This window comes from Janthinobacterium aestuarii (assembly GCF_046113285.1).
GTDB lineage: Bacteria > Pseudomonadota > Gammaproteobacteria > Burkholderiales > Burkholderiaceae_D > Janthinobacterium.
In genome coordinates, this window is record NZ_CP142524.1 from 36406 (window position 1) to 48725 (window position 12320).

At 64.4% G+C, this 12320-nt stretch carries 11 protein-coding genes; 7 read left to right on the forward strand and 4 right to left on the reverse strand.

What is annotated here, in order from left to right; all coding sequences use genetic code 11:
- Positions 1-79 precede the first annotated feature (79 nt).
- On the forward strand, positions 80-442 hold the full coding sequence (locus OX462_RS00160; protein ID WP_034752546.1) for a BON domain-containing protein: 363 nt from the start codon (positions 80-82) through the stop codon (positions 440-442).
- 201 nt (positions 443-643) lie between these two features.
- Positions 644-1657 (forward strand): bile acid:sodium symporter family protein, encoded by a 1014-nt coding sequence (locus OX462_RS00165; RefSeq protein WP_070312682.1) that lies wholly within the window; start codon positions 644-646, stop codon positions 1655-1657.
- On the opposite strand, the gene OX462_RS00170 is transcribed toward OX462_RS00165, so the two are convergent.
- Together OX462_RS00170 and OX462_RS00175 are read right to left on the reverse strand one after the other, a co-directional pair.
- Positions 1609-3072, reverse strand: a complete 1464-nt coding sequence (locus OX462_RS00170; protein ID WP_409027514.1) for a UdgX family uracil-DNA binding protein — start codon at positions 3070-3072, stop codon at positions 1609-1611. The genes OX462_RS00165 and OX462_RS00170 overlap by 49 nt on opposite strands.
- Complete coding sequence (locus tag OX462_RS00175) at positions 3069-4301, reverse strand: putative DNA modification/repair radical SAM protein (protein WP_409027515.1); 1233 nt, start codon at positions 4299-4301, stop codon at positions 3069-3071. The genes OX462_RS00170 and OX462_RS00175 overlap by 4 nt, the downstream gene beginning before the upstream one ends.
- A gap of 137 nt (positions 4302-4438) precedes the next feature.
- On the opposite strand from OX462_RS00175, the gene modA reads away from it, so the two are divergent.
- Genes modA through OX462_RS00195 form a run of 4 tightly spaced genes read left to right on the forward strand, consistent with a single transcriptional unit; the run spans position 4439 to position 7423 of the window.
- On the forward strand, positions 4439-5209 hold the full coding sequence (modA, locus tag OX462_RS00180; protein ID WP_409027516.1) for a molybdate ABC transporter substrate-binding protein: 771 nt from the start codon (positions 4439-4441) through the stop codon (positions 5207-5209).
- A gap of 15 nt (positions 5210-5224) precedes the next feature.
- Positions 5225-5896 (forward strand): molybdate ABC transporter permease subunit, encoded by a 672-nt coding sequence (gene modB, locus OX462_RS00185; RefSeq protein ID WP_409027517.1) that lies wholly within the window; start codon positions 5225-5227, stop codon positions 5894-5896.
- An 8-nt stretch (positions 5897-5904) separates the two neighbouring features.
- Positions 5905-6615 carry a sulfate/molybdate ABC transporter ATP-binding protein gene (locus OX462_RS00190; RefSeq protein WP_409028789.1) on the forward strand — a complete coding sequence of 237 codons (711 nt, stop codon included), beginning with the start codon at positions 5905-5907 and terminating at the stop codon, positions 6613-6615.
- Positions 6599-7423, forward strand: a complete 825-nt coding sequence (locus OX462_RS00195) for a molybdenum-dependent transcriptional regulator ModE (RefSeq protein ID WP_409027518.1) — start codon at positions 6599-6601, stop codon at positions 7421-7423. The genes OX462_RS00190 and OX462_RS00195 overlap by 17 nt, the downstream gene beginning before the upstream one ends.
- Positions 7424-7515: 92 nt before the next feature.
- Here the strand turns inward: OX462_RS00195 and OX462_RS00200 are convergent, their stop codons facing one another.
- Positions 7516-10590 (reverse strand): response regulator, encoded by a 3075-nt coding sequence (locus tag OX462_RS00200; protein ID WP_409027519.1) that lies wholly within the window; start codon positions 10588-10590, stop codon positions 7516-7518.
- Positions 10591-10829: 239 nt separating this feature from the next.
- Between OX462_RS00200 and fnr the strand changes: the two genes are divergently transcribed.
- Complete coding sequence (gene fnr, locus OX462_RS00205; RefSeq protein ID WP_070223259.1) at positions 10830-11588, forward strand: fumarate/nitrate reduction transcriptional regulator Fnr; 759 nt, start codon at positions 10830-10832, stop codon at positions 11586-11588.
- Positions 11589-11714: 126 nt separating this feature from the next.
- On the opposite strand, the gene OX462_RS00210 is transcribed toward fnr, so the two are convergent.
- Entirely contained in the window at positions 11715-12239 is a 525-nt protein-coding gene (locus OX462_RS00210; protein ID WP_070223257.1) for a FixH family protein, read from the reverse strand.
- Positions 12240-12320 lie beyond the last annotated feature (81 nt).

Below are 12320 nucleotides of genomic sequence, written 5' to 3' on the forward strand. Positions count from 1 at the left end.
GCTGTATGGGTAGATGTGACGCTTCAAAGTGTTGCTTTATCCAAGTAAGAAGCTTTTAACTTCATTGAGAGGAACTACCATGCAAACATCGAAACTGTTCAATACCCTGGTCGCCGCTATCGTACTGTCGGGCGCCTCGATCACCGCTTCGCATGCAGCTGACTCCGCCCCAAAAGCACAAGCTCCTGCTGACACCGTCGTGGCCGCCAACGCCGCCGCTGCCGTCCCTGATGAAACCATCACTTCCTCGGCCAAGGCCGCCCTGAGCGCCGATGCGCAAGCCGCTGCCCTGCCAGTCAAGGTAGCAACCCAGCAAGGTGTGGTCGTCCTGTCGGGCGACGTGCCGAGCGCCGAAGCGGGTGACCGCGTCGTGCAGATCGTCGCTTCCGTGAGCGGCGTGAAAGAAATCAAGAACGAGCTGAAAGTCAAAGCCGCCGGTTAATCCCTCGCGCTGTACTTTACTCCGGGTTGCCCTGTCTGCGGACAGGGCATTTTTTTTGTGCCATTGTGTCCACAAGCCACGCTTGCTTCCAGGCAGGTAGTCCGGCGATAGGGTTAGAATAGCCAGCACTGGCGCCGATTCCGGCGCTTTTTGTCATCCATGGCGCAGTGTTGCAAGGCTGGGCCGCTACCAGGCCACCGCATGTCTTCTTTTTCTTCCGCCGCCCTGCTGCGCAATCTGAAACCCGACAACTTCACCATCGCCCTGCTCGTCACCGTGGCGCTGGCCAGCTTCCTGCCCTGCACGGGCCAGACGGCCGTGGTCTTCGGCAATATCACCACTGTTGCCATCGGCGCCCTGTTCTTCCTGCATGGCGCCAAGCTGTCGCGCGAAGCCGTGGTGGCCGGCATCATGCACTGGCGCCTGCATTTGCTGGTGCTGGCCAGCACGTTCATTTTGTTCCCCCTGCTGGGCCTGGCCCTGCGGCCGCTGGCGCTGACCTTCCTCACGCCCGAGCTGTACGTGGGCATCCTGTTCCTGTGCGCGCTGCCATCGACCGTGCAATCGTCGATCGCGCTGACGGCCATGGCGCGCGGCAACGTGCCGGCCGCCATCTGCAGCGCCTCGGCCTCGAATTTCATCGGCATTTTTCTTGCGCCCATCCTCGTGGGTTTGCTGGTGGCGAAAGGCGCGGAAAGCAAGTCGTCGGTCGACGCCGTTTTATCGATTGTCATGCAATTGCTGCTGCCCTTCCTGGCCGGCCAGTTCCTGCGCCGCTGGATAGGCCGCTGGGTCGACCGCCACAAGGCCATGCTCAAGTTCGTCGACCAGGGCTCCATTTTGCTGGTGGTCTACACGGCCTTCAGCGAAGCCGTCAGCGAAGGCCTGTGGCACACGATCTCGGTGGAAACCCTGGTCGCTCTGGGCGTGTTCAGCATCGTGCTGCTGGCCCTGGTCCTGGGCCTGATGACGTTCATCAGCCGCCGCCTGGGCTTTAGCAAGGAAGATGAAATCGCCATCGTTTTCTGCGGTTCCAAGAAAAGCCTGGCCAGCGGCGTACCGATGGCCAAGGTCTTGTTTGCCACGCACTCGCTGGGCATGGTGATTTTGCCGCTGATGCTGTTCCACCAGATTCAGCTGATGATTTGCGCCGTGATTGCGCAGCGCTATGCGCGGCGTGATGAGGCGCAGGAAGTGCCGGCGGCGACGCCGTGATGCGGCTCCTGCAGTAGCCGCAGCGCCTGCCGCAAGCCGCTGACGATCGCCGCGTACGCCTGGCGCCGGCTCCCTTCGTCCCGTGCGCGCAGCACATATGACGGGTGATACACGGTCACCACCCAGCGCCCGTCGTGTTCGATGGGCGTGCCGATCAGCGGCGTCATGCTGGCCGCGCCATCTTGCAGCACGGATTTCAATGCCGTGCTGCCCAGCGCCACGACCACCTGCGGTTGCACGCTTCGTAGCTCTTCCTCCAGCCAGCCGCGGCAGGCGAGGATTTCGCGCTGCGCAGGCGTCTTGTGCAGGCGGCGCTTGCCGCGCGGTTCCCACTTGAAATGCTTGACGGCATTGGTCAGATAGATGCTGTCGCGCGCCAGGCCCGCTTCCTGCATGGCCTGGTCCAGCAGCGCACCGGCCGGGCCGACGAACGGCAGTCCGGCCAGGTCTTCCTGGTCGCCCGGTTGTTCACCGACGAGCATGATGCGGGCGGTGAGCGGGCCTATGCCGGGCACGGCTTGCGTGGCGTGCTGCCACAGTGCGCAGCGTCGGCACTGGTCCAGGGTAGTCGCTACCTCGCGCATCGGCTGGGCCCGCTCTGCGCTGATCGGGATCATGGCGGCGCCCTGCCGCTGTCCCACGCTGGCCGTCTGGCCCGTGCGCCGCTCGCCGTTGGCCGCGCCGCTCAGCATGGCGGGCACGATGGCGCCTTCGGGTAAATTTTTCCAGAAACGCGAGGGAATATGGCTGTGCAGCAAGTTCGCATTCACGCGCGCGGGGTTGAAGATGCTGCGGTAGTACGTCAGCCATAGCGCTTCGCCCGCATCGTCGATGTCGGCCGCGCCGCGCAGCAGGGCCGGTCCCGCGTGCAAGGTGGCGCCATCCCACAGCATGCTGGCGCCGGGCGTGGCGATCATCCAGCTGGCCTTTCCCATGCGGCGCGCGAAGTGGCGCGCCACCTGCGGCAGCACCTCGTGCGTGGGCTCGAACCAGGCGACAAAACGGGGCGCGCCGTCACTTTCGGCCCGCTCGCGGAAGCGCACATACGCATGCATGTCGTGCTCCTCGCGGTGCACGGCCTTGACCATGGCGTGCAGGCGCGCGCCGTCCGCGTCGGCCGGGGACACCACGTCGTGCTGGCCCTGCTGCCAGCGCCACAGCACCTGGTACAGGAAGGCCCAGCGGTCATGCACGTTGAAACAGGCGGCGCTCTCCAGCAGTTCCACCAGCTGGCGGGGCAGTCGCAGCGGTGGCGCGCCGGTATCCGTGGCCTCCGGCGTAGAGGAAAACAGGTCGCCCTCGCCGGGCTGCGATTGCCAGGCCACGTCGGCAGGCGGCACGCCGCGCGCGATCAGTTCGCGCGCGGCCGCGCGCCACGCGTCGAACGACTGCGCCAGCCGGACGACACTGCTCATGCCGCCAGCAGCTCCGGCCATAAGTTCAATTGCTGCGGTGCGTCCGCCATGGCGCGGCGCAAGTGTTCCGAAGCGGTGGTGTCGCGCGCGGGAAAGTAATCGGCCGTGATGATGAACGGGGCAATCTTTTTCATGCTGCAGCGCAGGCGCGACAGGTCGGCATAGCGCACTTGCCGCAACCGGCGCAGATCGACGATACGCTGCGCGTTGCGCAGACCGATGCCGGGCACGCGGGCAATCATGTGCTGCGCCGCGCGGTTCAAGTCCAGCGGAAAATGTTCGCGGTGCGCCAGCGCCCACGCCAGTTTCGGATCGATGTCGAGCGCCAGGTTGCCGCCGCTGGCGGGCAGCAATTCGCTGGCCTGGAAACCATAGCTGCGCAGCAAGAAATCGGCCTGGTACAGCCGGTGTTCGCGCAGCATCGGCGGCGGGGCCAGCGGCACGCTTTCCGGGCTGTCGGGGATGGGGCTGAAGGCCGAGTAGTACACGCGCTTGAGTTTATAGCTGCCGTACAGGGTCTCGGCCGTGGCGAGGATCTGCTGGTCGTCGCTGGCGTCGGCGCCGACGATCATCTGTGTGCTTTGCCCGGCCGGCGCGAAGCGGGGCGAGCGCGGTTCCTCCGCCTTTTCATCGAGCTTGCGGCGGATGGCGCCCATGGCCAGCTTGATCGTGTGCACGCTCTTTTCCGGCGCCAGTTTCTGCACGCTGTCCTGGGTCGGCAGTTCGATATTGACGCTGAGCCGGTCGGCATAGCGGCCCGCCTGCGCGACCAGGGCCGGGTCGGCGTCGGGGATGGTTTTCAGGTGGATGTAGCCGCGGAACTGGTGCACCTCGCGCAACTCGCGCGCCACCTGCACCAGTTGCTCCATCGTGTAGTCGGCCGACCGGATGATGCCGGAACTGAGGAACAGGCCGTCGATGTAGTTGCGCAGGTAAAAGTCGGCCGTCAGTTTCACCACTTCGGCCACCGTAAAGCGCGCGCGCGGCACGTTCGAGGTACGGCGGTTGACGCAGTACTGGCAATCGTACAGGCAGTAATTGGTCAACAGCACTTTCAGCAGCGAGACGCAGCGCCCGTCCGGCGTGTAGCTGTGGCAAATGCCCATGCCCGAGGTGGCGCCAAAACCGTCCTTGCCGATGGAATCGCGCTTCGGCGCGCCGCTGCTGGCGCAGGAAGCGTCGTACTTGGCCGCGTCGGCCAGGATTTCCAGCTTGTCCGTCAATTCCATGGTGCACCTCGATATACTGTGTTTATATACAGTATATCAGGGAATCGGCCTGGTACCGGCTTGATCTGTGCAATGGCAGAACGCTATATATCGGTGTATATTACGGGCCTGGTTCTCTTCTCATTCAGGATACGCTCATGTGCCTCACCTTGCGCCTCACCTCCCTCGCCCGCCTGCTTGGCGTCACCCTGCTCGCCACTGCCGCTACCTCCGCCCTTGCCGGCGAAGTGGTCGTGTCGGCCGCAGCCAGCCTGACGAACGCGTTCAAGGATGCGGCGCAAAGCTACGAGGCGCAGTATCCGGGCAGCAAGGTGTCCCTGAACTTTGCCGCCTCGGGCGTGCTGCTGCAGCAGATCGTCAAGGGCGCGCCCGTCGACGTGTTTGCCTCTGCCGACCAGGAAACCATGGATGCGGCGCAAAAGCAGGGCCTGGTATTGCCGGCCGACCGCATGGACTTCGTCGGCAACAGCCTGGTGCTGATCGTGCCGCACGATAGCAAGCTGGGCATCAAAGCTTTGGCCGACCTGACGCACAAGGGCGTGACCCGCGTGGCCATCGCCAACCCGGCCAGCGTGCCCGTCGGCCGCTATTCGGAAGGCGCGCTGAAGAAGGCGAAGCTGTGGGAAGCCGTGCAGCCGAAAGCCATCGGCACGCAGAACGTGCGCCAGTCGCTCGACTATGTGGCGCGCGGCGAAGTCGATGCGGGCTTTGTCTACGCCACCGACGCGGCCATCATGAAAGACAAGGTGAACGTGGTGCTGGACGTGCCGCTCGACGCGCCCGTGCTGTACCCGATCGCCACCATCAAGGGCAGCAGCAATGCCGCCGAAGCGAAGCGCTTCGTCAGCTATTTGCAGACGGCGCCGGCGCAAGCCATCCTGGCCAAGTACGGCTTCAAGAAACCCTAACGCCACCGCGCCCGCATGGATATCGCCTTGACCGCGCTGGCCCTGTCGCTGAAAGTTGCGGCCTGGGCCACGGCGCTCAATTTGCTGTTCGGCATCGGTACGGGCTATCTGCTGGCGCGCACGCGTTTTCCCGGGCGCGAGCTGCTCGACGCCCTCTTGACCCTGCCGATGGTGATGCCGCCCACCGTGCTCGGCTATTACCTGCTGGTGTTGCTGGGCCGGCGCGGCACCTTGGGCGTCTGGCTGCAGGACAACTTCGGCATCAACCTGATCTTTACGTGGCAGGGCGCCGTGATCGCTTCCACGGTGGTCGCCTTTCCCCTCGTCTTCAAGCCCGCGCGCGCCGCCTTCGAGGCGGTCGACGGCCAGCTCGAGCAGGCGGCCCGCGTGCTGGGCATCTCGGAGCTGGCGATTTTCTTTCGCGTCACCTTGCCGCTGGCCTGGCGCGGCATCCTGGCCGGCGTGCTGCTGGGATTCGTGCGCGCGCTCGGTGAATTCGGCGCCACCCTGATGGTGGCCGGCAGCATTCCCGGCAAGACGCAGACCCTGTCGGTGGCCGTGTATGAAGCCGTGCAGGCGGGCCAGGATGAGGTGGCCAATACGCTGGTCGTGATTATCTCGCTAGTCTGCATCGTGGTGCTGCTGTCGGCTGGCCGCCTGGCGCCCGGGCGCGTCGCGCACAAATGAGGCCTATGATGACGCCCATGCAACTCGACCTCGACATTCGCGCTACCTTGCGCTCCGGCAAACGCCGTTTCGACCTGCACGTGCAATGCACCTCAGGCAGCCAGCGCATCGCCATGTATGGCCCGTCCGGCGCCGGCAAGAGCATGACCCTGAAAGCCATTGCCGGACTGTTTACACCGGACGCGGGCCATATCCGCCTGAACGGGCGCACCCTGTTCGATTCGGCCGCCGGCATCAACTTGCCGCCGCAGCAGCGCAATGTCGCCTACCTGTTCCAGGATTACGCGCTGTTCCCGCACCTGACGGTGCGCCAGAACGTGGGCTTCGGCCTGGCGCGGGGCTGGTTCAATCCGCGTGCGCGCGAAAAATTGCAGACGGTCGAGCATTGGCTCGATGCCTTCCACTTGCAGGAACTGGCGCACCAGTTTCCCGACGAGTTGTCCGGAGGCCAGCGCCAACGGGTGGCGCTGGCGAGGGCGCTCGTGGCGGAACCGGCCGCGTTGCTGCTCGACGAGCCGTTCGCCGCCCTCGATCCGGCCCTGCGTGTCAAAATGCGCCTGGAACTGAGCCAGTGGCAGCAGCGCCTGGACGTGCCCATGATCCTGATCACCCATGATCCGGAAGATGCGCGCATCCTGGGTGAGCATGTGCTGTACTTGCGCGACGGACAGATCGATAACAGGGAAGAACACATGGCATTGGATGAACGCATTGGATAAATCAGCGGCAGCGGAAATCGGCCTGCAAGGTTCGGTATGGATGACGGTGGGCGGAGAGCACCTGGGCGGCGCCGGCAGGGTGGAATTGCTGGGCGCCATCGCCGAGTGCGGCTCCATCACGCAGGCGGCCAAACTCGTCAAGATGAGCTACAAGGCGGCCTGGGACGCGATCGACGCGATGAACAACCTGGCCGGCGAGCCGCTGGTCGAACGCCTGACGGGCGGCAAGGGCGGCGGCGGCACGCGGCTGACGCAACGGGGACGCCAGCTGGTCGACAATTTCCGCATCATCGAGCGCGAGCATGCGCGCTACCTACGCCAGCTGGGCAGCCAGGCCGAAGGCATCGCCGACGATCTTTTACTCATACGGAGAATGGCCATGAAAACCACGGCACGCAACCAATTCCTGGGCAAGGTGGCTGAACTGAAACAGGGCGCCGTCAACGACGAAGTCACGCTGGAATTGCCCGGTGGCCAGCACATCGTGGCCATCGTCACGCAAGGCAGCAGCGCAAGTCTGGGCCTGGTGCCGGGCGCGGAAGCGTTTGCGCTGATCAAGGCATCGTCGATCATCCTCGTGGCCGACAGCGCAGGCGCGCGCTTTTCCGCGCGCAATCAGCTGGCCGGGCTGGTGACGCGGGTGCAGACGGGCGCCGTCAACACGGAAGTGGTGCTGGACTTGCCGCGCGGCGGCACCATCGCCGCCATCATCACCAACCAGAGCAGCACCGAGCTGGGCATCGAGATCGGCAGCAGTGTGACGGCGATTTTCAAGGCGTCCAGCGTGATCCTGGGCGTGCCAGCGTAAATGGGGTAGGTCGGATTAGCGCGCAAGCGCGTAATCCGACAAGGTTCCGGGGTCAGACCCGGCGGGTCTGACCCCAGTTTTACGTTGCAGGCTTAATCCTTCAGCCTGGACAACCAATCCGCTGCCGCCGCCAGCGCCTGCTCCAGCTCCTGCGCCGTCTGCGCCAGCAGCGCCGGCACCTCGTCCAGGCGGCCCGCATCGATGGCTTCCTCGGTGGCGAACGCGGTGCGGATCAGGCGTTTCGTGCCCAGGGTGCCGACGGAGCCGCGCACGCTGTGCAGGATGCGCGCCACGTCGCTGTGGCGGCCTGCCTGCAATGCTGTTTCGGCGTCGCGCATGGGCGTCATGCCCTTGTTCAGCGCGTCTTCCACCATGCGCCGCAGCACGCCGCGCCCCTTCGCGTCGCGCCCCATCACGCGCATCAGCGGCGCCATGGAAAACACTTCCTCATCGGCGACGGGCGCCGGCCCCGCCGTCTGCACTGGCGGGCGCTTGGGCAGGTGGCGCAGGATGACTTCCATCATCTCTTCCACCACCACGGGCTTGGCGATGAAATCGCTGATGCCGGCCGTCATGCAGCGCTCGCGCTCGGACGCCAGCACGCCGGCCGTCATGGCGATCACGGGCAGGCTCAAGCGTAGTTCCGTGCGGATGATGTGGGTGGCGCTGAAGCCGTCCATGACGGGCATCTGCATGTCCATCAGCACGATGTCGTAGCGCAGCGCTTCCGTGCGCAGCCGTTCCACGGCTTGCAGGCCGTCGCCCACCACGTCGAGGGTAGCGCCCATGTGTTCGAGGATGCCGCGCGCCACGGCCTGGTTCAAATGGTTGTCTTCCACCAGCAGGAAATGCACGCCGGCCAGTTCCGTGCCCAGCGGCTGTTGCAGCATGCGCTGCTCGCCGCCGTCGTGCTTGGCAATCAGCGCCTGGTGCAGGGCATCGAACAGGCTCGAGCCCGTGATGGGCTTCATCAGCACGACGTCGGCCTCGGCCGCGCTGGAGATTTCCTCCAGGTGGTTGCGGGCGAAGGCGTTGACCATCACCACGATGGGCTGGCGCTGGCCGCTGGCCGCCTGGCGGATGGCCTTGGCCGTGGCCAGGCCGTCCATCACGGGCATGTGCCAGTCGGCCAGCACCACGTCGTACGGCTGCTGCTGCGCCAGGCGCTCGCGGTACAGTTCGATGGCGGCAAAGCCGGAGTCCACTTCGTCGGCCAGCCAGCCCCACGCCTCGATCAGCTTGACGATCAGTTCGCGCGTGGTGCGGTTGTCGTCGGCCACCAGCAGGCGCAGCTGGCCCAGGGTGGGCGTGCGCCGCGTTTCGGCCGGCTGCGCCAGCATCTCGAACGGCACGCTGAACCAGAAGCGGCTGCCCTTGCCTTCGCTGCTGGCGACGGCGATGTCGCCGCCCATCATGTGGATCAGCTGTTTGCTGATGGCCAGGCCCAGGCCCGTGCCGCCGAAGCGCCGCGTGATGCTCTGGTCGCCCTGCGAAAACGCGGCAAACAGCTGCTGTTGCTGCAACTCCGTCATGCCGATGCCCGTGTCGCGCACTTCGAAGCGCAGCCAGGCGCGGCCCTTGTCTTTCTCGGCCAGGCTGACGGCCACCACCACTTCGCCGCTCTCGGTGAACTTGATCGCGTTGCCGGCCAGGTTGACGAGAATTTGCTGCAGCCGCTGGGCGTCGCCCATGAGGCGGCGCGGCACGTCGGGCTCGACGGCAATCGCCAGTTCCAGCTCCTTTTCGCCCGCATTCATGGTCATCGTCGTGGCCAGCGTGTTCATGACTTCGTCGAGGTCGAATTCGACGGGCGACAATTCCATGCGGCGCGCCTCGATCTTCGAATAATCGAGCACGTCGTTGAGGATGCCCAGCAGCGACTGGCCCGCCACGCGCACCATGGTCAGATACTTGCGCTGTTCCGTATCGAGCTTGGTATTGCCCAGCAAATACACCATGCCCAGCACGGCATTGAGGGGCGTGCGGATTTCATGGCTCATGTTGGCCACGAAATCGCTCTTCGCGCGGTTGGCCGCCTCGGCCCGGTCGCGCTCCTGTTCCAGCTCCGCCGCGCGCGATTCGAGCTCCTGCTGCAGGCGGTCGCGTTCGCTCATCAGGCCGTTGAACGCTTCCGTCAGCTCGCCGATCTCGTCGCGCTGCTGCACGGGAACGGGGGTGAAACGGCTGCCGCTGGTGCGCAGCGCCTGCAGGGTGTCGCGCAGGCGCACCAGGGGCGAGAGCAGGCGCACGGTGACCCAGCCCAGCACGGCTGCCGCCAGCAGCGAGGCGAGGATGCTCCACAGCACCAGCCGGTACAGCACGCCGTCGAACGGTTCGAAGGCGTCGTCGAGGGGCAGCGAGGCGGCCAGCAGCCAGTTTACGGATTTCAGGCGCTTGAAGCTGTTGACGGCCGTGATGCCGCGGCTGTTGGTGCTGACCATGGTGCCTTCGCCATCGTCCTTCAGCAGCCGGGTGGTCGTCAGGTTGGCGTTCGGCAGGCGCGGCTGCAGCAAGCGGCTGGTGTCGGGATGCAGCACATAGCGCGGCACGGCGCCGCGCGTGAGGACGAAGTAATAGCCGCTCTTGCCGATCTTTTCCGAGCGCAGGCGCCCCAGCAGGTTGTCCTTGTACAGGCGCAGCACGCCGATCACCACGCCGGCCACCTGGCCATCGGCGCCCAGCACGGGCGCGACCATCTGCACGATGGGCATGCCGCTTGATTTGCCCAGCATCGGCTCGGTGATCATGGGCTGGCGCGTGCGCAGCACGGTCTGGAAATACTCGCGCTCGGCGACGTTGATGCCGGCGCGCCCCGCCACTTCCGGCATGTCGGCCACGACGGCGCCGTGCGCGTCGAGCACCAGCACGTCGTCGAACAGCACCAGCATCGAGCGGCGCGAATAGTATTCGCGCAATTGGGCGGGCTGGGCGATCAGTTCCGGCGGCTGCTGCCGGGCCGTCAGGGTGACGATCTGCAGCAGCATGCCCAGCTTGTCGTCGAGCTCGGCGGCGGTGCGGCTGATCAGGGACGACTGCTGGCTCAACAGTACCTTGGTGAAATCGTCGCGCATGTGCTGCACCTGGATCATGGTGACCAGCGCGATCATGGCGATCGAGGTCAGGCTGGTGGCCAGCGCGACTTTTGCTTTGATGCCGAGAGGCTTCATGATTTCCTTTTCAGTACCGGGCGGCACAGGCGGCAGATAATGCTGTCAGGAATTTTCCTATCAATACCCCAGCTTGGCAAGCGCCGCCACGCAAATTGCCCTCTCCGCATGGGCTTTTGACGATGTTGCCATATAATTAAAGTCGGAACGTCGTTTATTCAGCGAAATTGCGGTGAAATTGGCACACGGCAACCCTGTATGCAGTAAACTTGTTGTTGCATTTTCTAAAAGGTACCGACATGACTGAAGCGCTACTCACTCCAACCTCGCCCACAGTGACCGTGGAAGCGTTGCGTGCGCGATGCTCGACCTGCAGCATGCATCAATTGTGTCTGCCGATGGGCCTCGACGTGGGCGACATGGACAGACTGGACCAGATCATCGGCCGCCGCCGCAAGATCGTGCGCGGCGCTTCGCTGTTCCGCATCGGCGACTCGTTCCAGAACCTGTATGCGATCCGTCTGGGCCACTTCAAGACCTACCAGATCAATCCGGGCGGCGAAGAGCAGGTGACGGGTTTCCAGATGGCGGGCGAACTGCTGGGCATGGACGCCATCAGCGCCGACCGCCACCACTGTAATGCGGTGGCGCTGGAAGACAGCGAAGTGTGTGAAATCCCGTTTTCCAGCCTGGAACAATTGCTGGGCAATATGCCGACCCTGCTGCGCCATTTCCACCGCATGATGAGCCAGGAAATCACGCGCGAGCAAAGTGTCATGCTGTTGCTGGGCAATATGCAGGCGACGCAGCGTTTTGCCGCCTTTATCGTCAACCTGGCGTCGCGCTATGAAGCGCGCGGCTATTCGGCCAGCAAATTTCAGTTGCGCATGTCGCGCGAGGAAATCGGCAACTACCTGGGCCTGACCATCGAAAGCGTCAGCCGTTTATTGTCGAAATTCAAGAAGGAAGGCTGGCTGCGCGTCTCCAACCGCGAGATCGAGATCTTGCAGCCGGCCAAGTTAAAAGCCATTACAGCCGGCACCGACGTCTGCAAGTAACAGCACCGTCAAAACCTACTGCGCGTCGTGCTTTGCGGCCTGCGATGCTCGCTGTGCTATAGCACAGCTGTGCTTCTCAGCCACAAATCACTGCCGCTCGCTACGGTTTTTTCCCGGCGCTGTACGTTATAGCTCTTCATCCGCGTGCAGCGCGATGCTGCGTTGCACGGGCCAGGTCCAGATGCCGGACAGGCGCCACTCGCGTTTGTCGTTTTCCACCAGCACTTGCCAGCGGCTGCGCTCGAGCATCGGCAGCGCCACGGAAAAATTGCCGGCCGCATCGGGCTGCACCAGCAGCTTGATATCCTTTTCCGGCAGGGTCGCATGCGCCAGGTGCAGCTGCAAAGGCCCCTGGTACGCCTTGCCGAAGCTGTGCACGGAGCCGCTCAGGCGCGCTGCAGCGACGTCATACGACAGGGTCGTATCCATGGCCAGGTCGCTGGCGATCGTGTCGCGCTTCAAATCCTGGTTGATCGCCTTGCCCTGCTTGTAATAGTCGCCCACCACCAGCGCGTCGGGCTGCGTAAACGCGATATAGCCCATGAAGCTGCCGACGACCACGGACAGGCCGGGACCGATCATCAGCAGCCATGGCCAGCGATGCTTGTACCATGGGGCAACGGGAGGTTGCAGTTTCAGACTGTCGGACATTGTGTTCTCCTTGGGGGCGGACCCTTTGGGTCCGACCCCAGCTTTTGCTTCCGGGTTGAAAATCAAGTGACCCTAACGCAT

What these genes read in the sequence shown, in the direction of transcription:
- OX462_RS00160 (WP_034752546.1), top strand. Translation starts at nt 80, where the DNA reads ATGCAAACATCGAAACTGTTCAATACCCTGGTCGCCGCTATCGTACTG.
- OX462_RS00165 (WP_070312682.1), top strand. Translation starts at nt 644, where the DNA reads ATGTCTTCTTTTTCTTCCGCCGCCCTGCTGCGCAATCTGAAACCCGAC.
- OX462_RS00170 (WP_409027514.1), bottom strand. Translation starts at nt 3,072, where the DNA reads ATGAGCAGTGTCGTCCGGCTGGCGCAGTCGTTCGACGCGTGGCGCGCG.
- OX462_RS00175 (WP_409027515.1), bottom strand. Translation starts at nt 4,301, where the DNA reads ATGGAATTGACGGACAAGCTGGAAATCCTGGCCGACGCGGCCAAGTAC.
- modA (WP_409027516.1), top strand. Translation starts at nt 4,439, where the DNA reads ATGTGCCTCACCTTGCGCCTCACCTCCCTCGCCCGCCTGCTTGGCGTC.
- modB (WP_409027517.1), top strand. Translation starts at nt 5,225, where the DNA reads ATGGATATCGCCTTGACCGCGCTGGCCCTGTCGCTGAAAGTTGCGGCC.
- OX462_RS00190 (WP_409028789.1), top strand. Translation starts at nt 5,905, where the DNA reads ATGACGCCCATGCAACTCGACCTCGACATTCGCGCTACCTTGCGCTCC.
- OX462_RS00195 (WP_409027518.1), top strand. Translation starts at nt 6,599, where the DNA reads ATGAACGCATTGGATAAATCAGCGGCAGCGGAAATCGGCCTGCAAGGT.
- OX462_RS00200 (WP_409027519.1), bottom strand. Translation starts at nt 10,590, where the DNA reads ATGAAGCCTCTCGGCATCAAAGCAAAAGTCGCGCTGGCCACCAGCCTG.
- fnr (WP_070223259.1), top strand. Translation starts at nt 10,830, where the DNA reads ATGACTGAAGCGCTACTCACTCCAACCTCGCCCACAGTGACCGTGGAA.
- OX462_RS00210 (WP_070223257.1), bottom strand. Translation starts at nt 12,239, where the DNA reads ATGTCCGACAGTCTGAAACTGCAACCTCCCGTTGCCCCATGGTACAAG.